At 72.4% G+C, this 18960-nt stretch carries 23 protein-coding genes and 1 tRNA gene; 13 read left to right on the forward strand and 11 right to left on the reverse strand.

Annotated elements, in window-relative coordinates; genetic code table 11:
* Positions 1 to 35 precede the first annotated feature (35 nt).
* Positions 36 to 1463, forward strand: a complete 1428-nt coding sequence (locus ACWEVP_RS47825) for a trypsin-like peptidase domain-containing protein (protein WP_452069264.1) — start codon at positions 36 to 38, stop codon at positions 1461 to 1463.
* A 142-nt stretch (positions 1464 to 1605) separates the two neighbouring features.
* Here ACWEVP_RS47825 and ACWEVP_RS47830 read toward each other — a convergent pair whose 3' ends face one another.
* From ACWEVP_RS47830 to ACWEVP_RS47850, 5 genes are read right to left on the reverse strand one after another with little or no spacing between them, the layout of a single operon-like run.
* Positions 1606 to 2229: a hypothetical protein gene (locus ACWEVP_RS47830; protein WP_452069265.1), complete on the reverse strand. Its 624-nt coding sequence runs from the start codon at positions 2227 to 2229 to the stop codon at positions 1606 to 1608.
* A complete protein-coding gene (locus tag ACWEVP_RS47835) occupies positions 2226 to 3344 on the reverse strand; it encodes a molybdopterin-dependent oxidoreductase (RefSeq protein WP_452069266.1) in 1119 nt (372 codons plus the stop codon). Before ACWEVP_RS47835 ends, ACWEVP_RS47830 begins: the two co-directional genes overlap by 4 nt.
* Positions 3341 to 3970 (reverse strand): SAM-dependent methyltransferase, encoded by a 630-nt coding sequence (locus ACWEVP_RS47840; protein ID WP_452069267.1) that lies wholly within the window; start codon positions 3968 to 3970, stop codon positions 3341 to 3343. Before ACWEVP_RS47840 ends, ACWEVP_RS47835 begins: the two co-directional genes overlap by 4 nt.
* The gene (locus ACWEVP_RS47845; protein ID WP_452069268.1) at positions 3967 to 4650 is read right to left on the reverse strand and encodes a TIGR04282 family arsenosugar biosynthesis glycosyltransferase; all 684 of its coding nucleotides are present in this window, start codon (positions 4648 to 4650) and stop codon (positions 3967 to 3969) included. Before ACWEVP_RS47845 ends, ACWEVP_RS47840 begins: the two co-directional genes overlap by 4 nt.
* On the reverse strand, positions 4647 to 5291 hold the full coding sequence (locus ACWEVP_RS47850) for a glycosyltransferase family 2 protein (protein WP_452069287.1): 645 nt from the start codon (positions 5289 to 5291) through the stop codon (positions 4647 to 4649). Before ACWEVP_RS47850 ends, ACWEVP_RS47845 begins: the two co-directional genes overlap by 4 nt.
* A gap of 158 nt (positions 5292 to 5449) precedes the next feature.
* On the opposite strand from ACWEVP_RS47850, the gene ACWEVP_RS47855 reads away from it, so the two are divergent.
* From ACWEVP_RS47855 to ACWEVP_RS47865, 3 genes are read left to right on the forward strand one after another with little or no spacing between them, the layout of a single operon-like run.
* The gene (locus ACWEVP_RS47855; RefSeq protein WP_452069269.1) at positions 5450 to 6862 is read left to right on the forward strand and encodes a hypothetical protein; all 1413 of its coding nucleotides are present in this window, start codon (positions 5450 to 5452) and stop codon (positions 6860 to 6862) included.
* A 10-nt stretch (positions 6863 to 6872) separates the two neighbouring features.
* Positions 6873 to 7574 (forward strand): response regulator transcription factor, encoded by a 702-nt coding sequence (locus ACWEVP_RS47860; protein WP_452069270.1) that lies wholly within the window; start codon positions 6873 to 6875, stop codon positions 7572 to 7574.
* Positions 7571 to 8620 (forward strand): sensor histidine kinase, encoded by a 1050-nt coding sequence (locus tag ACWEVP_RS47865; protein WP_452069271.1) that lies wholly within the window; start codon positions 7571 to 7573, stop codon positions 8618 to 8620. Before ACWEVP_RS47860 ends, ACWEVP_RS47865 begins: the two co-directional genes overlap by 4 nt.
* Here ACWEVP_RS47865 and ACWEVP_RS47870 read toward each other — a convergent pair.
* Positions 8617 to 9447, reverse strand: a complete 831-nt coding sequence (locus tag ACWEVP_RS47870; protein WP_452069272.1) for an MBL fold metallo-hydrolase — start codon at positions 9445 to 9447, stop codon at positions 8617 to 8619. The genes ACWEVP_RS47865 and ACWEVP_RS47870 overlap by 4 nt on opposite strands.
* Positions 9448 to 9487: 40 nt before the next feature.
* On the reverse strand, positions 9488 to 10543 hold the full coding sequence (locus ACWEVP_RS47875; RefSeq protein WP_452069273.1) for an NAD-dependent epimerase/dehydratase family protein: 1056 nt from the start codon (positions 10541 to 10543) through the stop codon (positions 9488 to 9490).
* Between the two features lie 123 nt (positions 10544 to 10666).
* On the opposite strand from ACWEVP_RS47875, the gene ACWEVP_RS47880 reads away from it, so the two are divergent.
* The 3 genes from ACWEVP_RS47880 to ACWEVP_RS47890 all read left to right on the forward strand — a co-directional run bounded on the left by ACWEVP_RS47880 (position 10667) and on the right by ACWEVP_RS47890 (position 11686).
* On the forward strand, positions 10667 to 11167 hold the full coding sequence (locus ACWEVP_RS47880) for a MogA/MoaB family molybdenum cofactor biosynthesis protein (protein WP_086678714.1): 501 nt from the start codon (positions 10667 to 10669) through the stop codon (positions 11165 to 11167).
* A gap of 8 nt (positions 11168 to 11175) precedes the next feature.
* On the forward strand, positions 11176 to 11448 hold the full coding sequence (locus tag ACWEVP_RS47885; protein ID WP_452069274.1) for a hypothetical protein: 273 nt from the start codon (positions 11176 to 11178) through the stop codon (positions 11446 to 11448).
* A 64-nt stretch (positions 11449 to 11512) separates the two neighbouring features.
* Positions 11513 to 11686 carry a hypothetical protein gene (locus ACWEVP_RS47890; RefSeq protein ID WP_452069275.1) on the forward strand — a complete coding sequence of 58 codons (174 nt, stop codon included), beginning with the start codon at positions 11513 to 11515 and terminating at the stop codon, positions 11684 to 11686.
* 6 nt (positions 11687 to 11692) lie between these two features.
* On the opposite strand, the gene mscL is transcribed toward ACWEVP_RS47890, so the two are convergent.
* The 4 genes from mscL to ACWEVP_RS47910 form a co-directional block, all read right to left on the reverse strand.
* A complete protein-coding gene (gene mscL, locus ACWEVP_RS47895; protein WP_452069276.1) occupies positions 11693 to 12106 on the reverse strand; it encodes a large-conductance mechanosensitive channel protein MscL in 414 nt (137 codons plus the stop codon).
* Positions 12107 to 12134: 28 nt separating this feature from the next.
* Positions 12135 to 12755 carry an SAF domain-containing protein gene (locus ACWEVP_RS47900; protein WP_452069277.1) on the reverse strand — a complete coding sequence of 207 codons (621 nt, stop codon included), beginning with the start codon at positions 12753 to 12755 and terminating at the stop codon, positions 12135 to 12137.
* 131 nt (positions 12756 to 12886) lie between these two features.
* Entirely contained in the window at positions 12887 to 13186 is a 300-nt protein-coding gene (locus tag ACWEVP_RS47905) for an FmdB family zinc ribbon protein (protein ID WP_452069278.1), read from the reverse strand.
* Positions 13187 to 13272: 86 nt separating this feature from the next.
* Positions 13273 to 13863, reverse strand: a complete 591-nt coding sequence (locus ACWEVP_RS47910) for a 5-formyltetrahydrofolate cyclo-ligase (RefSeq protein ID WP_452069279.1) — start codon at positions 13861 to 13863, stop codon at positions 13273 to 13275.
* A 24-nt stretch (positions 13864 to 13887) separates the two neighbouring features.
* Here ACWEVP_RS47910 and ACWEVP_RS47915 point away from each other — a divergent pair, with 24 nt between their 5' ends.
* The 6 genes from ACWEVP_RS47915 to ACWEVP_RS47940 all read left to right on the forward strand — a co-directional run.
* Complete coding sequence (locus tag ACWEVP_RS47915; protein WP_452069280.1) at positions 13888 to 14793, forward strand: UTP--glucose-1-phosphate uridylyltransferase; 906 nt, start codon at positions 13888 to 13890, stop codon at positions 14791 to 14793.
* Positions 14790 to 16067, forward strand: a complete 1278-nt coding sequence (gene glp, locus ACWEVP_RS47920; protein WP_452069281.1) for a molybdotransferase-like divisome protein Glp — start codon at positions 14790 to 14792, stop codon at positions 16065 to 16067. Before ACWEVP_RS47915 ends, glp begins: the two co-directional genes overlap by 4 nt.
* Positions 16067 to 16735, forward strand: coding sequence for a GNAT family N-acetyltransferase (locus ACWEVP_RS47925; protein WP_452069282.1), 669 nt, complete (start codon positions 16067 to 16069; stop codon positions 16733 to 16735). Before glp ends, ACWEVP_RS47925 begins: the two co-directional genes overlap by 1 nt.
* 163 nt (positions 16736 to 16898) lie before the next feature.
* Positions 16899 to 17726: a divisome protein SepX/GlpR gene (gene sepX, locus ACWEVP_RS47930; protein ID WP_452069283.1), complete on the forward strand. Its 828-nt coding sequence runs from the start codon at positions 16899 to 16901 to the stop codon at positions 17724 to 17726.
* 53 nt (positions 17727 to 17779) lie between these two features.
* Positions 17780 to 17852, forward strand: a tRNA-Ala gene (locus ACWEVP_RS47935).
* Positions 17853 to 17924: 72 nt separating this feature from the next.
* Positions 17925 to 18960 (forward strand): hypothetical protein (locus ACWEVP_RS47940; RefSeq protein ID WP_452069284.1); only part of this gene is annotated, 1036 nt, incomplete at its 3' end.

Here is an 18960-nt window from a genome sequence, read left to right on the forward strand (position 1 = left end):
AGGAACCTCTCAGGACCATCGCGCAAGGTGAGGACATGACCGAGAACGACCCCAGTTCGCACGACCCCGCGGCGCCGCGGCACCCCGAGACCGGCCAGCAGGCCGCTCAGGGCGGTTGGGCGGGGAGCCCGTACGGTGACCAGGCCGCCAAGCCCGAGTCCGGCGGTACGCCGCAGTACTCGGCGCCGGAGCCGTCCTACCACGCGGTGACCGGGGCCGATCCGTCCTACGGGACGCAGCAGACCGCGAACCCCTGGTCCGCGCAGGGGGCCGCGTCGGGCCAGACCCAGCAGAGCGTCTACCCGAACCCGAATCCGTACGCCCAGCCCGGCACGGCCGGCTACGGCACCCCGCCGGCGCCGGCCCAGCCGAAGCGCTCCGGCGGCAAGCTGCTCGCCGGTGTCGCGCTGGTCGCGCTGCTCGTCGGCGGCATCGCGGGCGGGGCCGTCGGGTACCTCACCGGTGGTACGTCCAACGGCCCGGTCGGCAACGCGCTCGACGCGCCGAAGCCGGCCCAGCAGACCGGCAACGCACCCGCCGGCTCGGTCGAGGCGGTCGCGCAGAAGCTGTCGCCCAGCGTCGTCGAGCTGCAGGTGAGCGGGCAGCAGGGGGCGGGCGAGGGCTCCGGGTTCGTCATCAGCACCGACGGATACGTCCTGACCAACAACCACGTCGTCGAGGTCGCCGCGAACGGCGGGCAGATCCGGGCCGTCTTCCAGGACGGCAAGAAGGCTGCCGCCAAGGTCGTCGGCCGCGACCCGACGACCGACATAGCGGTCGTCAAGGTCGACGGCGTCAGCAACCTGACCCCGGTGGAGATCGGCCGCTCCGACGACCTGCGCGTCGGCCAGTCGGTGGTCGCCATCGGCTCGCCGTTCGAGCTGGCCGGCACGGTCACCTCGGGCATCGTCAGCTCGCTGCACCGGCCGGTGCGCGCGGGCGGTGGCCAGGGCGGTCAGGAGACGGTGATGGACGCCGTCCAGACCGACGCGGCGATCAACCCGGGCAACTCGGGTGGCCCGCTGGCGAACATGTCCGGCCAGGTCATCGGCATCAACTCGGCGATCTACAGCCCGCAGTCGGGCCAGGGACAGGGCCAGGGCGGTTCCGAGAGCGGCAACGTCGGCATCGGGTTCGCCATCCCGATCGACCAGGCCCGCCGCACGGCGGACACGATCATCAAGACCGGCCAAGCGGTGCAGACCTACATCGGCGCCCAGGTCACCGACGCTCCCCAAGGCGGCGCGAAGCTCGGCGCCATCACCCCCGGCAGCCCGGCGGAGAAGGCCGGCCTCAAGTCCGGCGACGTCGTGACGAAGATCGACGACCGGAACATCGACACGTCCGACACGCTGGTGGCGGCGATCCGCACCCGCGCCCCGGACGAGAAGGCGACGTTCACCCTCGCGGACGGCCGCACGGTCGAGGTGACGCTCGGCGGCCAGCCGGTGCCGGCCAACTGATCCGCATCCGACGCTCGGCCGCCCTTGTGCGGCCGAGACCAAACATCGGCTCGACCCCCGCATCTCGGGGCCGGACCCCCAAGGCCACGCGCGACCCAGGCACTTCGATGCCGGTCGCGCGTGGCCGCATTTGTGGGTGGTGTCAGGCGCCGGGAGGACGGGGTTGCCTCGCGGGTGACTCGGCCGGCGTGGCTTGCGGGCCGGGAGGGGTGGCGGACGGCCGGGTGCTGGGCGGCTCGGTGGGTGGGCCAGGTGTGCCGGTAGGGGCGGTGGCGGTGTCGGGTGGCTCGGCCGGTGTGGCTTGCGGGCCGGTTCGCGCCTCTCGCGGCTCTGGAGAGGCGGCCTCCGGGCCTCGGCGGCGGGTCACCCGGCGGGCGAGCGGTGCCAGCAGAACCACGAGCCAGACCGCGGCCAGCGTCAGAGCCAAGCCCAGGGCCGGGTTGCCGTCGTGGAGGCCGGGCATCGGCGCGGTTCCGTACGGCCGCCAGAGCAGCGGGAACGCCACGATCAGCAGCACCCCCGTGATGACCGTTCCCGTGACCACCGGGACCCGCCACGGCCGTGGGACGATCCGGGACAGGGCGATGCCCAGCACCGCCGTCAGCGGGGCGATCACCCCGTCGTTGATCAGCGGGCCGCCGACGATCCAGCCGACCGTGCCGAACACGTCCGGGCGCAACGGCAGCGCGTACTCGGCGAACAGCACCACGCCCCACGCCAAGGCCGCTAGTCCCGGCAGGACGAGCAGCGCGCGAGCGGTCTTCACAGTGCCTCCAGCTTCGTTACCCACTTCGTCTGCAACACGCCCGGCCGGTTCGGGGCGATGATCCGGCACGGGAAGCCGTGGTCGAGGTCGAGCACCTCGCCGTTCAGCTCCAGGGCCAGCAGCGTCAGCTCGTCCGCCGTGTGCTCGCCGGGCAGGACGCTCACGCCGTACAGCCCGGAACGCTCCGAAGAGGACACTCGCACCGCCGTGCCCGGCGCCACGCCGACCGCTTTCAGCAACGCGGGCAGGGAGACCCCGCGCCAGGTCGCCGACTGGCTCCAGCCCTCCACGCAGGCGATCGGCAGCTCGGCCGTCGTCTGCGGCAGGGCGCGCAGCTCGTCGAGCGAGAACTCCTTCGTGCCGGCTGGTGTCACCACCGCGAGCCGCCACGACGGTGACCACGTGATGCCCGCGGCCGCCGCCGTGCGGTTCACCGGGAGGTCTTGCGTGCCCTTGCCCGTCTTCCAGGAGAGCCCGGAAACGCCGCGCAGGAACGGGACCGTCGCGCCGGCGGTGGCGACGACCGCGACGCCGGTCGCCAGCCCCGTCGTGCGGAGGAACCCGCGGCGCGACAGCCCGGCGGCCGGTGGCTCGTCCTCGGCCGTGCCGCGGGTCAGCGCCCGGCGGATGACCGGCAGCTTCACCGCGACGTGCACGAGGATCGACCCGATCGCCAGCCACGCCACCGCGTAGTGCACCTGCGGGAAGTAGAAGCCCCACGGGTAGTTCTGCGCGACGTTCAGCAGCCCGGTCGTCAGCTCGAAGAACGCCGCGCCCGAGAGAACCAGGATCGAGAGGCGTTCGAGCGCGTGCGGCAGCGAGCGGACGAGCGGACGGCCGAACAGCTTCGGGTAGACGCTCCACAGCTTCGCCAGCAGCAGCGGGATCGACGCGATGCCGGAGATGACGTGCAGCCCCTGCGTGACGCGGTAGAGCCCGACCGGGCGGCTGGGCCAGAAGAACCACGCGGGCGGGTGCTGGATCAGGTGGCTGATCAGGCCGGTCACGAAGCAGACGGTGAACGTGACCGCGAGCGCCAGGCCGATCTTCGACGTCACGCGCTCGTTGTGCGCCGGTGCCTTGAACTGGTCTTCCCGGGGAATCGGCAGCTTCACGGGCGCTCCAATCGCGCGAACCAGCGGTGGCCGTGCCGGGTGGTCCAATCGACGCGCAACCCGGCCCGCACGGCGACTTCGGCGATCGCGTCCACGCCGACCCACGCCCAGGTGAACCAGGCGACGTCGGCGTGCCCGGGCCGCAGCCGGACGCGCTCGTGCCGCAACCCGTGTCCGGGCGGTTCCAGCTCGACGAGGACGTCACCGTCGGCGGCGATCAGCCGCGCCACCCGGCGCAGCAGGACGACCGGGTCGCCACCGATGCCGATGTTGCCGTCGGCGAGCAGGGCGTGGCGCCACCGCCCTTCGCCGGGCACGCGGTCGAAGACGTTGCGGTGCAACGCACTCCCGCCGCGCCGCCGAGTCAGCCGGACGGCCGTGCGCGAGCTGTCCACGCCCAGCGCGACGACTCCGCGTCCGACCAGGGCCGCGGTGAGCCGGCCCGGGCCGCAGCCGATGTCGATGGTCGGGCCGGTGCAGGCGTCGAGCAGCACCTCGTCGCCGTCGGACGGCGCGGCCCAGCGCTCGACCGGCAGCTCCACCCGCTCGCCGTTCGCCAGTTCGAGCCAGCACCGGTGGCCGAGCAGACCGCGGTCGAACTCGTTGCCGAGAAGAGCCGTCTTCATGCGACCGCCTGCCCGCGCACCGCCGCGACGGCCCGGGCGAACCGGCCGTGCGGGCACAGCGCCGCCACCGCCCGGGCGTCCGCGATAGTGTCCACATCGGACAGTGTCGTGGCCCGCTGCGGGTGCAATCCGCACGCGGTGAGCGCGCGCACCGTGCGTTCGCCGGTGTCGGCACGGGACATCGGGACGCCCGCGAGGACCTGGGCGTGCCGCGGGTCGGCGAGTCCCAGCGCCCACCAGCCGCCGTCCTCGGCCGGCCCGAGCACCGAGTCGTGCCCGCCGTCCACGACCGGCGCGGCCGCCGCGGCGAGGGACTCCGGGGTGACCTGCGGGGTGTCCATGCCGATCTGGAGGATCGGCAGGCCCGAGTGCACCGCCGCCGCGTCCGCGTGGGCGTGCGCCAGCCGAGCCCCGAAGTCCCAGCCACGCTGGGGAATCGTGGTGACGTGGCGCAGCGCCGTCCCGATTTCGGGCGCCAGCGCGGCGGCGCCGAGGTCACCGGTCATCGCGACGACCGGCGCGGCGCCCGGCACCGCGCACACGGCGTCGAGCGTGTCCAGCAACGCGGCCGCGGCGATCCGCGCGGCCTGCGCCGGGGTCGCCGGCGGGGTCAGCCGGGTCTTGGCGAGCCCCGGCACCGGCGCCTTGGCCACGACCAGCAGCACGAACTTCGCCGTCATCGCGCCAGCACCCGCCCGAAGTCGCGGACCGCGCGCAGCGTGCCCCGCACCGAGCCGGACACCTTCGACTTCGTGCCTTTGGCGCGTTCGCCGTAGCGGACGTCGAACTCGCGCACCCGCCATCCCGCGCGCTGCGCCTTGATCAGCAGCTCGAGGGGGTAGCCGAACGCGCGGTCGGTGACGCCGAGGCCCAGCAGCGCCCGCCGGTCCGCGGCCCGCAGCGGCGCGATGTCCCGCACCGGCAACCCGCGCCCACGCAGCATCTGGGCCAGCACCACGTTCCCGGCACGCGCGTGCCACGGCCACACCCCGGGACCGGTCGGCACCCGTCGTCCGACGGCCAGGTCGGCGTCGGCCTCGACCGCGGTCACCAGCCGCGGCAGGTCACGGAGGTCCAGGGAGCCGTCGGCGTCGGCGAAGCACACGATGTCCGCGGTGGCGGCTTCGAGGCCCGTGTGCACGGCCGCGCCGTAACCGCGGCGCGGCTCGTGGACGACCTTCGCGCCGAGCGAGGCCGCCACTTCGGGCGAGCCGTCGGCCGAGCCGTTGTCGACCACGATCGCGCGGTAGCCCGGTGGCAGCCCGGCCAGCACACCGGGGAGGGCGCCCGCTTCGTCGAGGCAAGGGAGGACCACGTCCACTCCTGAGTCAGTCACGCGCCGACCGTAAGTCCGCGATGGACGGTGGAAAACCCTTGCACTCCTTACTGAATCATGACGAGTGACGAGTTCTTACCGGGTCGTTACGGCTGTCCCGGCGGGCCCGCGGAACCCGGCTCGCGGACTTATGGTGGACAGCGATGAGCGAGCCGAACCCGGCAGCCCGGCTCGCTGAGCCGCCTGCCCGCGAACCAGCTGCCCCGGCACCCGAGCCGTCCGGTCGCCGCGCCATCCGGGCCGATCTCCTCGCCGTCGCGGCGGTCGTGGTGCTCGTGGCCGCGGCCGCCGCGGTCGGCACCTACTACAACCGGCCGAACTCCGGCGTGATCATCTTCGTGTCGGCGCCGCCGCTGTTCGCGGACTGGCTGCCGCACGTCGGCCCGGGCTCGGTGTTCGCCGTCCTCGTCGCCGTCGCGGTCGTGCTGCACGGCCCGGCGCTGGCTGCCCGCCTCCGGTGGCGCCGGGCGCTCGCCGCCGGCTACCTGGCTTCGCTCGCCTGGATCTTCTCGCTGGCGATGGTCGACGGCTGGGGCCGCGGCTTCGCCGGGCACCTCACCATCCCGCAGGAGTACCTCCACGAGGTCCCCGGCATCACCGACATCCCGCGGATGCTGCGCGAGTTCTCCTCCCGCATCCTCGACTTCCAGCCGAACTCGTGGACGACGCACGTGTCCGGGCACCCGCCGGGCGCGACGCTCGTCTTCGTCTGGCTGGACCGGCTCGGCCTGCACGGCGGCGCTTGGGCCGCGACGGCCGTCGTGCTCGTCGGTGGCCTGGTCGCGGTGGCCGTGCCCGCGACGGTCGCCCTGCTCGGCCGGCCCGACGCGGCGCGCGCGGTGCTGCCCTTCGCGGTCCTGACCCCCGGCGCGGTGTGGATCGGCGTGTCGGCGGACGGCCTGTTCGCCGGGGTCACGGCGACCGGGCTGGCGCTGCTCGCCTTGTCCGCGCGCGGGTTCGCGGACGGCCGGAAGTACGGCGTGCCCGCCGGGCTGGCGGCCGGGGTGCTGCTCGGCTTCGGGATCTTCCTGTCCTACGGCCTGGTGCTGCTCGGCCTGCTCGCGGTGGCCGTGGCCGTCCTCGGCCGGCAGTGGCGGGCCGCCGCCCTGGCCATCGCCGCGGCGCTGGCTGTCGTCGGCGTCTTCGCCTGGGCGGGTTTCTGGTGGCTCGACGGCTACCACCTGGTCGTCGAGCGCTACTACCAGGGCGTCGCGCTGGTCCGGCCCTATTCGTACTGGGTGTGGGCGGACCTGGCCGCGGTGAGCATCGCCCTCGGCCCCGCCGTGGTGGCCGCTGTCCGGCGCGGCTTCGCCCGAGGGCCACGCGGGCTGCTCGCCGACCCGGTGCTGCTCCTGGGCCTCGCCGCCCTGCTCACCATCGTGCTCGCCGACGTCTCGGGCCTGTCGAAGGCCGAGACCGAACGGATCTGGCTACCGTTCGGGGTGTGGTTGCTGCCGCTGACGGCCCTGCTGCCGCGGCCCGGACGCCGGTGGTGGCTCGCCGCCCAGGCGGCGACGGCCCTGGCGGTCAACCACCTGCTGCTGACGGGCTGGTGAGGGAGACGTGATGAACGATCAGGCCGGGCGCGTGCTCGTGGTCGACGACGACGAGACGGTCCGCGACGTCGTCCGCCGCTACCTCGAGGTCGCCGGGTTCACCGTCGACCAGGCGGGCGACGGCGCCGACGGGCTGGCCAAGTTCGCCGCTCACGAGCCCGATCTGGTCGTCCTCGACGTCATGATGCCGGGGATCAACGGGCTCGAGGTCTGCAAACGGCTTCGCCAGGTCAGCCAGGTGCCGATCGTCATGCTCACCGCCCTGGGCGAGGAGGAGAACCGGATCGCCGGGCTCCAGCTCGGTGCCGACGACTACGTCACGAAACCCTTCAGCCCCAAGGAACTCGCCCTCCGCGTCGCCTCGGTGCTGCGTCGCGCGCGGATGCCGCGTCCGGAACCGGCGGCCGCCGAGCTGACGGACGGCGACCTGCGCCTGCAGATGACCGCGCGCACCGCGACGCTCGCCGGCCGCGAGCTGCCGCTCACCTCGCGGGAGTTCGACCTGCTGGCGTTCTTCTTGGCCCACCCCGGCGTCGCCTACTCGCGCGCGGACCTGCTCGAAAAGGTGTGGGGCTGGGACTTCGGCGACCAGTCCACGGTGACCGTCCACGTGCGACGGTTGCGCGAGAAGATCGAGCGCGATCCGGCCAAGCCGGCCCGGGTGGCGACGGTGTGGGGTGTCGGCTACCGCTACGACCGGGAGCAGCCGTGATCGAACCGGGTGAGTCCACCGCCGAGATGCTGACGCACCTCTGGCACATCCTGCCGTTCGCCCTGCTGTTCTCGCTGCCGGTCGCGGCGCTGGGCGGCGTGGTGCTGTACGTCCTGCGCCGCGGATCGCTGGCCACCACGCTCACGGTGCTGGTGCTGATCCCGGTGCTGTCGACGCTGGTCGGCGTCCTGGGCGTCAGCGGGTTCATGTTCACCCCGGCGCTGACCACGATGCTGCTGGTCTGCCTGCTCGTCGCCGTCGTCACCGTGCCGGCGGCGATCGTCCTCGGCCGGGCCATCGCACGCCGCAGCGTGTGGGAACGGGAGGCGCGCGATCGCGAGCGCGCGGCCGAAGCGTCGCGACGCGAGCTGGTCGCGTGGATCAGCCACGACCTGCGCAGCCCCCTGGCCGGCATCCAGGCGATGGCCGAGGCGCTGGCCGACGGCGTGGTGTCCGAACGCACCGAGGTCGCCGACTACGCCCAGCGGATCAGCGGCGAGACCACCCGGCTGTCCGCGATGGTCGGCGACCTGTTCGAGCTTTCGCGGATCACCGCGGGCGCCCTGGAGCTCACCATGTCCGCGGTGCCGCTGCGGGACGTCGTCAGCGACGCCGTCGCCGCCCAGTCGCCGGTCGCCGAGCGCAAGCGCGTCCGGGTGCTCGCCAACGCTTCCACCTGGCCGGTCGTGACCGGCAGCGACCCGGAACTGGCTCGGATCGTGCGGAACCTGGTGTCCAACGCGATCCGCCACACCCCGCCGGACGGCACGGTCGCGGTGCAGATCGGCGTCGACGGCGACGAGGCCCTCCTCGCCGTCGACGACTCCTGCGGCGGCATCCCGGACGACGAGATCACCCGCGTCTTCGACGTCGCCTTCCGCGGAACGCAGGCCCGGACGCCCGAACGCGGCGGCACGACCAGCGGCGGCGGGCTCGGCCTGGCCATCACCAAGGGACTGGTGGAGGCGCACCGCGGGAAGATCGGCGTCGCCAACCACGGGCCCGGGTGCCGGTTCGAGGTCCGGCTGCCGCTGGCGATGTCCTAGACCGCAAACGGTTCGCGGCCCTCGCCGAGCCGCAGGAACTCCATGCCGGGGAAGTGGGCGGCCGCGATCACCGTGTTCGTGCCCGCGATCTCGGCCAGCCAGCGCTGCCGGGTGCGGGCCGCCTCGTCCGGGTCGTGGTCGCCGATGAACCGGACCCGGTCGTCGCGCAGCTGCACCGGGGTGTGGATGACGTCGCCGAGCAGGACCAGGCGTTCGTCGTCCGCCTCGACGTCCAGCACGTAATGGCCGGGAGTGTGGCCCGGCGTGTGCCGCGCGGTGATGCCCGGGGCCACCGCGACGGCCTCGCCGTGAATCGCCTCGATGCTGCCTGCCGCCCGCACCGCCTCCAGCCCCACGCGGCTCCAGTCGTCGTGAGGCAGCCCGCCGATCAGCGGTTCCCAGTCCGCGGCCCCGTGGACGATCCGCGCCCGCTTGAAGGCCGGCGTGCCTTCGGGCGCCAGCCAGCCCACGTGGTCGGCGTGCAGGTGGGTGACGAAGACGGTGTCGACGTCTTCGGGGCGCACATCCGCCTCGCTCAAGGCCGTCAGGAGGTCGCCGCCCACTCCCATCGGTGCCGGGTCGCCGCCCGCTGGGGCCATGCCGTCCGGGAAGCCCATCTCCCGCGGACCGAACCCGGCGTCGACCAGAATCGTCCGGCCCTGGCCGCGAACCAGGAACCCGCCGACCGGTACGTGCACCGTGCCGTCGGGATCGAGGACGCCGGAGTGCTCGGCCGGGTCCAGGCCGGGGAAGAACGGGGTCGGGAGCCGGACCAGCCCGTCGGTCAGTGTCTCGATCGTGTAGTCGCCCACGGTGATCCGCTGCATGCCCTTGCCAAGTTCGATCGAAATCGAACTATTCCCCCGGTCACACCGGCGCGCGGAGTTCGGCCGTCGCGAAGCCGGCGACGCCCTCCTCGAAGCCGATCTCCGCCTTGAAGCCCAGCAGTTCGCGAGCGCGAGCCGGGTCGGCGACGACGTGGCGGACGTCGGCCGGGCGGGCGCCGCCCGCTATCTCCGGGACCGGACCGGCGCAGGCGCGCGCCAGCTCCTCGGCCAGCTCGCCGACCGTGTGCGGAGTACCGGAGCAGACATTGACCGGCGTGAGATCGCCTTCCGGGCCGGCGGTCCGGAGAGCCAGGACGTTCGCCCTGGCGACGTCGTGGACGTGCACGAAGTCGCGCTGCTGGCGGCCGTCCTCCAGCACCCGCGGGGCTTCGCCGCGAAGCAGGGCCGAGCGGAACAGCGACGCCACCCCCGCGTACGGGGTGTTCTGCGGCATCCGCGGGCCGTAGACGTTGTGGTAGCGCATCGCCCACACGCTGCCGCCGGTCTGCCGCGCCCACGCACCGGCCAGGTGCTCCTGCGCCAGCTTCGTCGCCGCGTACGTGCTGCGCGGGTTCAGCGGCGCGTCCTCGGGCACCAGCTGCCAGGTCAGCTCCGCCTCGCACGCCGGGCACCGCGGCTCGAACCGGCCGGCGTCCACATCGGACGCGCGACGCGGCGACGGCGGCACGACACCGTGGTCCGGGCACGCGTACCGGCCTTCGCCGTAGACCACCATCGACGACGCCAGCACCAGCTTCCGCACCCCGGCCGCGTGCATCCCGGCCAGCAGGACCGCGGTGCCGTAGTCGTTGTGCAGGGCGTACGACGGCGCGTCGGACGGGTCGACGCCGTGCCCGACGACCGCCGCCTGGTGGCAGACCGCGTCGACGCCGTCGAGCAGCTCGGCGACGATCTCGGCGTCGGTGACGTCGCCGCGCAGGAACCGGTGCCTGCCGGTGTACGACGGCGGCGTGCGGGAGCCGTGCGCCGTGGGGAGGAGGTTGTCGAGCACGACGACCTCGTCACCGCCGTCGGCGAGCAGATCGGCGATGTGGGACCCGATGAACCCGGCTCCGCCGGTGACCAGTACGCGCACACCGGCCACGCTAGGGGCCTTCGCCCGAGCCCGCTGCGGCCCGGGACGGCACGTCACCGAATCGTCAGAACTCACCCGGCACCTCCCGGCGGCGGGAAGGCGAAACCGACTACGGTGGGCGCCATGGAACGGAGTGCACAACGGCTGGGCCGGGCCCTCGTGGTCATCGTGGACGATCGCGTGGCGCACGGCGAGCACGAGGACACCACTGGCCCGCTGGTCACGGAGCTGCTCGAAGAAGCGGGCTTCATCGTCGACGGTGTCGTGGTCGTCGAGGCCGAGACCGCGGGTATCCGCAACGCGCTCAACACCGCCGTGATCGGCGGCGCCGACCTGGTGATCACGGTCGGCGGCACCGGTGTGCTGCCGCGTGACCGGACTCCGGACGCCACTTCCGGTGTGCTCGACCGGCCCCTTCCGGGCATCAGCGAGGCCATCCGGGCTTCCGGGCTGGCCGCCGGCGCCGTGGACGCGGGGATCTCCCGCGGGCTCGCCGGGGTGTCCGGCAGCACGCTCGTGGTGAACCTCGCCGGGTCGCGGTCCGCGGTGCGCGACGGGATGGCGACGCTGACCTCGCTCGTGCCGCACGTGATCGACGAGCTTTCGGGCCTCGAAGAGGTCTGATCTTCGTTTTGCCGGGCCGGGGGCCGGACCTGGGTGAGATCGAGGCCTGGCTCGACGGGCTCCTCGCCGGACGGATCAGCCGCGAGGAGGCCGATCGCTGGGCCACGCGGTGGCTCAGCCACGACTTCGCGGGCCTGATCGATCTCGACGAGGACCAGCTGTGGGCGCTCGACTACCTGGCGGGCATCGACCTCACCCACGGGCCGGGCGCCAAGTTCCTGCACAGCGAGGAACAGATCCGCGGCTGGCGGGACGAGGTGCGCGCTCGTCGCCTGGGGTGAAGCGCGCCGCCCTTCGACGTTCGCTCTGGAGTTGTCAATCAACGCGTCGTGGGAGACTTGAGGCATGGCAGGCCCCAAGCGCGATCCCCAGACGACCAGCGACCAGCGTCGGCGGGTCGACGAAATCTTCGGGGACGTCCTGCCCGAGACCACCTCCGACGAGCGGGACGTCGAGCGACGTACCGGACTCCCGGATGACTGGTACCGGGAGAACCGGCCGCCGCACCACGATCGGTGAGCCCACTCAGTCGCGGCCGTTGTCGCGCTGGGCCTGGGCGCGCAGCAGGTCGCGGATCTCGGTGAGCAGTTCGACGTCCGTGGGCTCCGACGGGCCCGGCTCCTGGCCGCGCTTGCGCCGCTCCTGGATCTTCTTCACCGGCAGCACGATCACGAAGTAGATCACCGCCGCGACCAGCACGAAGTTGATCGCCGCGTTGATCACGCCGCCGAAGTCCAGGAACGTCGCCTGGTTGTTCTCGAAGATCTGGTAGCCGAGGCCCTTCGCGGCGTCCGTGCCGCCGATCGTGCTGATCAGCGGCTTGATCAGGCCGTTGGTGAACGCCGTGACGATGGCCGTGAACGCCGAGCCGATGACCACCGCGACGGCCAGGTCGACCACGTTGCCGCGCATCAGGAAATCTTTGAAACCCTTGAACACTTGCTCTCCTCAAGACGGGCTGGTGGGGCTAGCGGAGAGTAACCGTTACCGGTCGCTCCAGTGAAACCGCCGCCACCCTCGTCGCCACCGCTTCCGGGAGCCGCAGCAGCACCAGGGGCCCCTTCGCCGCGGATTGCCCCACCGCCACCACCGTCGCCCCGGCAGCCAGCACCGACGCGGGCACGCCCGGTTCCGGTGCCGCCACGACGTCGACGCGCCCGCCGGGCTCCAGCAGTTCCGCGACGCCGGCGTCGGCCAGGCGCACCGGGACCGTCGCCGTCGCTGGATCACCCGCCCCGGGGATGGCCGTCGCCAGCCGCACGTCGGTCAGGGGTTCACCGGCGCGGACAGCGCCCGCCAGCAGGCGGCCGCCGACGCCGTCCGTGGTGCTCAGCGCACCCGCCGGACGGGCGGACTCGGGAAGGTCGGCGACGCGCAGGTCGGAAGCGCGCAGTGCCGTGCCGGAAGGAAGGTCGTGCGCCGCGACGACGGTCGGGGTCGTCGGCGTGCCCCGCGCGGAACCGGGGTAGGCGAACAGCAGCGCGCCGGCCAGCAGCAGGCAGGCGGCGAGCCAGCGGCGCAGCAGCCGCGTCCGCCTGCCCCGCAGCCGGGTCAGATCAGGTGGGTGGAACTTCGCCAGCACGTCCACGGTGCCCCCTCGGCCGGATCCTGTGCGGCCGTGTGCCGCACAAGATCGACGTTAGGGAAGCCGGACGGGCCGCCGGAAGGGCCACATCCGGCACCTGTGGACAACTGGGGTGTTGTGGATAACTCCGCGCCTCAGGAGGCCGCGGCGGTCGTTTTCGTCGTACTCGAGGAGGAGGATGCCGAGCTCGTGTCCGACTTCGTCTCCGTCTTGGTCTCGGACTTCGCCGGGGTCGCGGCGGTGCTCGACTTGCTCGAGTCGCGCGAATCGGTGCGGTAGAACCCGCTGCCCTTGAAGACCACGCCGACCGAGCTGAAGACCTTGCGCAGCGCGCCGGAGCACTGCGGGCACACGGTCAGGCTGGGGTCCGAGAACGACTGCACGGCTTCGAACCGGTGGTCGCATTCTTTGCAGGCGTACTGGTACGTAGGCACTGACGGCTCCTTTGCTGGCACTCATCCGACCAGAGTGCTAACCCAATTGTGCTTCAAAGCATTCCCCGAAGGCAATTCCTCGTTGCTCACATCGGCAGCTCGAGCACACCCCGGCCCGGCGTCAAGGCCCCGCTCATGCGCACGTCGTGAGGTTCCCCCGGCAGCCGTTCGACCAGCTCTTCGTCCCGGACGACGGCCAGCAGCGCCGCACCGGGCGCCGCGAACACCAGCGAGCGATCGTAGTGGCCGGCGCCCCGGCCGAGCCGGATGCCCCGGTGGTCGACGGCCAGCGCGGGCACCAAGACCAGCTCCGCGGCCCCCACGGCCTCGCTGCCCAGGCGTTTCCCGCGCGGCTCGCGGATCCCGCGGAACCGGCTGGGCACCAGATCGGCCTCGCCCGTGTACTCGGCCCAGTCGAGCGGATCGGTCCGCGACAGGATGACCGGCAGCAGCACGCGCGCACCGCCGGCCGCGAGCGTGTCGACGAGCGCCGTCGTGCCCGGTTCGGTACCGAACGGCAGGTACGCGCACACCGTGCTGAATGTGACCTTCGACACGGCGCTGACCAGCGCCGACGCGTCCTGGGCGTGCGATTCGGCGGTCTGATCCGCCCGCGCGCGCGTCAGCCGCTCACGCCACTCCGCTTTGCTCAGGTGCTCATTGCCCAGCGCGTGCATGACCTCACGTTAGGCTTTGCGCCCATGACGGGCGCCGCAACCTCCCAGACGTTCAGAACCGCCATCGTGCCGGCCGCCGGCCTGGGGACACGCTTCCTCCCGGCGACGAAGGCCGTGCCCAAGGAGCTGCTGCCGGTGGTGGACACGCCGGGGATCGAGCTGGTCGCGGCCGAAGCCGCCGCCGCGGGCGCGGAACGCCTGGTCATCGTGACCTCGCCGGGCAAGGACGCCGTCGTCCGGTACTTCGAAAAGCAGCCCGAGCTGGAGCAGAACCTCGAGGCCAAGGGCAAGGACGCGCTGCTGGAGAAGGTGCGCCGCGGCTCCGACCTCCTCGCCGTCGAGACCGCCATCCAGGAGCAGGCCCTCGGCCTCGGCCACGCCGTCGCGCAGGCGGAGCCGAACCTGCGCCCGGACGACGAGGCCGTGGCCGTGCTCCTCCCGGACGACCTGGTGCTGCCCACCGGCGTGCTCGAGAAGATGAGCGCCGTCCGCGCGCAGTTCGGCGGCAGCGTGCTCTGCGCGTTCGACATCCCGAAGGCCGAGATCTCGCCGTACGGCGTCTTCGACGTCACCGACACCGACGACGAAGACGTCAAGCGCGTGCACGGCATGGTCGAGAAGCCGAAGCCGGAGGACGCGCCGTCGACCTACGCCGCGGCCGGGCGCTACCTGCTCGACCGGGCGATCTTCGACGCGCTGAAGCGGATCACGCCGGGCAGCGGCGGCGAGCTGCAGCTGACCGACGCGGTCGCGCTGCTGATCTCCGAAGGGCACCCCGTGCACGTCGTCGTCCACCGCGGTGGCCGCCACGACCTGGGGAATCCGGGTGGTTTCCTGCGCGCCGCGGTCGACTTCGCGCTTGAAACGCCCGAGTACGGTCCATCTTTACGGGCGTGGCTCACGGAACGGATCGGGACAGATCGCCCATGACGGAATCCCTCGACGCGGCGCGGCCGGAAGCGGCCGGGGACGAAGCCGAGCTGCGCTCGGTCGACGCGCAGATCTCGATGACCTTGGACGCCGCCGTCCGGCCCCAGCCGGTGCGCGTGGCGATCTCCGAGGCCCAGGGGCTGCTCTGCGCCGAGGAGGTCGTCGCCGAGCACGCGCTGCCCGGGTTCGACCAGGCCGCGATCGACGGTTACGCCGTGCGGAGCGTCGACGTGCGCACCGCCGGCCAGGAGCCGGTCCAGCTGCCGGTCGTCGGCGAGATCGCGGCGGGTTCGCGTCAGCCGCGACGCCTGCAGCCCGGCCAGGCCGTCCGCGTCGACACCGGCGCGCCGCTGCCGACACTCGCCGACGCCGTGGTGCCGATCGCCTACACCGACGGGCACCAGGCCAGGGTCACCGTGCACCGCTCGGTGCCCTCGGCGGGGTACGTGCGCCGCGCGGGTGAGGACGTCCAGATCGGCGACGTCGCGGTGCGCCGCGGCGACACGATCGGTTCGGCGCAGGTCGGGCTGCTGGCCGCGGTCGGCCGCGCGAAGGTGCTCGTCTACCCGCGGCCGCGGGTGTCGATCGTGTCGGTCGGCGACGAGCTGGTCGACATCGACCGCACGCCGTCGGTCGGGCAGGTCTACGACGTCAACTCCTACGCGCTGGCCGCGGCCGCGCGGGACGCGGGCGCCGAGGTCAGCCGGGTCGGCATCGTGCCGAGCGAGCCGAAGCGGCTGCGGGAGATCGTCGAGGGCCGGCTGCTGATGTCGGAGATCGTCGTGGTCGCGGGCGGCGCCGGGGGCACCACCGGCGACGAGGTCCACGCCGCGCTGTCCGACCTCGGCCGGATCGACATGACGCGGGTGGCGATGCACCCGGGCTCGGTGCAGGGGTTCGGCAGGCTCGGCCCCGACTCGGTGCCGACGTTCCTGATCCCCGGCAACCCGATGAGCGCGCTGGTCGTGTTCGAGGTCCTCGTGCGGCCGCTGATCCGGGCGGCGCGCGGGACGCGCAACCCGCACCGGCGGATCGTCGGGGCGCGGCTGCTGTCGCCGATCACCTCGACCGAAGGCCGGCGCGGGTTCCTGCGCGGCCAGCTCCTGCGCGACGAGGCCAACGGCGAGTACCTCGTCCAGCCGCTCGGCCAGTCCGGGGCGCACCTGCTCGCGTCGCTGGCCGAGGCGAACTGCCTGATCAACGTGCCGGAAGAGCTGACCGAAGTCCCCGCGGGCGAGCAGGTCCAGGTCACCTTCCTGGCGCAACGGGCCTGATGAACTCCGTGTCGGGCGTGTCCTACCCCGTCGAAAGCCGGCACCCGGGCTGGCCGGCCCGGCTCGGCCCGCTGCGGGTGCCCGCCGGGGTGGTCGCGATCCGGCCGGTGCGGCTGCGCGACGCGGGCGAGTGGAGCCGGATCCGGCTCCGCGACCGGGCGCACCTCGAGATGTGGGAGCCGACCGGCGTCGGCCCGTGGCCGGAACGCAACGCCTTCTGGTCGTGGCCGTCGCAGTGGGCTGCGCTGCGTTCGCTCGCTCGGCGTGGTCAGTGCCTCCCGTTCACGATCACCCTCGACGGGCGGCTCGCGGGGCAGATCACTGTGGGTAACGTCATCCGGGCGTCGCTGCGGTCCGCCTGGATCGGCTACTGGGTGTCTTCGGAGGTGGTCCGCGGCGGGGTCGCGACGGCCGCCGTCGCGCTGGTCACCGACCACGCCTTCGGGCCGGGCGGGCTGCACCGGCTGGAGGCCACCGTGCGCCCGGAAAACGCCGCCAGCCTGCGGGTTCTCACCAAGGCGGGCTACCGGCAGGAGGGCCTGTTCGAGCGGTACCTCGACGTCGCGGGCGGCTGGCGGGACCACTACTGCTTCGCCATCACGCGCGAGGAGACCGGGCCCGGGCTGGTGTCGCGGCTGGTCTCTTCGGGGCGCGCCGAACACGCCTGACGGTGATTACCCACCCGGCCCAGTGAGCGCGTTACCACATGCTGTGAGTTTCACCTAATCCGGTGAGGCATTTCCGTGATCGAACCCGGCGAGCCTCCGCCCGATCTGTTACTCCTGTGACTAGCGTGATTTCTGGTGGAAGGATCGGGGGAGGTGACGGGAGATGCCCAGCTCCGTGATCATCGTCGCGCTCGCCGCGGCATGGCTCGTCGTTCTCGTGCCCATGGTCGCGCGTAAGCGGCAGCAGGTGGCCCGCACGGCCGACTCCGCGCTCGCGGCCAGGGTCGTACGAAGTGGACGCAACGAAGACCGGGAGGAATTCGCCATGTCCGAGGAGACCGTCAAGTCCCGGCCGTCGGTCGAGGACGACCTCGCGGAGCTGGAGGCCGACCTCGAACTCGAGGACGACCTCGACGAACCGGAGCCCGACCCCGAGCCGCTGCCGCAGCCGACCCGCGCGGAGCGGGCCGAACGCGCCGAGCGTGCCGGTTACCGTCCTGGCCGTGGCGGCTTCGACCCCGAAGCGGCGGAGATCGCGGCGCGGGCGAAGTACAGCTTCCGGCAGCGCGTCGTCGTCATCCTGCTGGTGATCGCGGTGGCCACGGCGGGCATCGCGGGCTTCCTCGTGCCGCTGGTCTGGTGGGGCCACGCGGCCGCCGACGTCGCGCTGGTCGGGTACCTCGTGTACCTGCGCCGCCAGGTGCGGATCGAGGAGGAGATCCGGCAGCGCAGGCTGGCTCGGTTCAACAGCACGCGGGCGCCTCGCCGGCCGGCACCGCTCCCCGAGGTTTCGGAGGAGGAGCCGGAAGAGGACGTCGAGGACGTGGACGTCGTCGAGCCGGTCCGGCGCGAGGTGGTCGAGCGGCGTCCGTCGCCGACTTCGCGCGTCCGCCGGAGCGCGGTGGTCGTGGATCTGGACGACGAGGACCCGGCGTTCGAGGAGCTCGACGAGCCCGGGACCGGCCCTTATCGGCGGGCCGTCGGCGAGTGACCCCCCGTGTTCGGTGCTCGTAGGGCACTGATACGCTCTACGAGCACGACCAAGGGGCTGTAGCGCAGTTGGTAGCGCGTCTCGTTCGCATCGAGAAGGTCAGGGGTTCGATTCCCCTCAGCTCCACAGCACGTCAAAGGCCGTCCACAGTAGAGTGGACGGCCTTTTTCGTCGCTGTGATAGCAGCGAAGTACAGCAGTGGCGCTACTCATCGAGGCTCTCGCCAAGACGCTTGAGCGCGTCCCGCGTCTTTTTCGAGGACGCCTGAGAGTAGATCTCCATGGTCATCGAGAACTGCGCGTGCGCGCCGCGAAGAGCCTGGACGTGCTGGAGCGCATCGCGCGCGTCCTTGACGTGCCCATGGCTGAGCTTGCGCCAACAGCCCCGGCGGTGGCGGCGACCGAACGACCGGCGAGCGCAGTACCGCTCCGGCTGCTCTTGAGTGCGAACTTCGCCCTTCGCGCCGTTCTCGGGAAGCAGCCACAGCCGGACCTCGATGCCCTCCGCAACGACACAGACCAGGTGTGGGTACTCGCGCACGAGTCGCGTTACGAGGAGCTTGTGGGCCTCCTGGAGACCCTCCTGCCGAGACTCGAAGCGGCGGCCGGCAGTGACGACGCGTCCGAAGTGTTCGCGCTTCTCGCTCGGAGCTACCACGCCTGTGCTGCCGCTCTCGCGAAGTTGCAGCAGTTCGACGCCGCGTGGGTTGCGGCTGACCGGGCGATATCCGATGCCGGCCGGGCCGGTGATCCGCTGCTCATGGCAGAGGGAGCCTTCCGGCTGACCCTGGTGTTCCAGGGGGCGAGGCAGCTTGATCAAGCGGAGCACACGGCTACTACGGCGAGCGTGGCCCTGGAGGGGCTGGTAGAGCAGGGGATCCCGGAGGCGTTGAGCGGCTACGGTGCCCTAACGCTACAGCGAGCCGTCATCGCGGCAAGGACCGAGAGAGCGGAGGAGGCTTGGCAGCACCTGAGCCGAGCGCGCGAGATCGCCTCAAGGCTCGGTGAGGATCGGAACGACTATCACACCGAGTTCGGTCCTACGAACGTCGCGCTTCACGAGGTGGCTGTGGCGGTTGATCTTGGAGACGCGGGCGAGGCCGTACGGCGAGCCGCCACGATCGACGCGTCGAGACTCTCTCCCGAGCGGCGGGGCAGGTTGCTGATCGACGTAGCGCGGGCATGGACGCAGCGGCGCAATGTCGAGCGAGCCCTTGCAGCGCTTGAGGATGCGG

This window comes from Amycolatopsis sp. NPDC003865 (assembly GCF_053605345.1).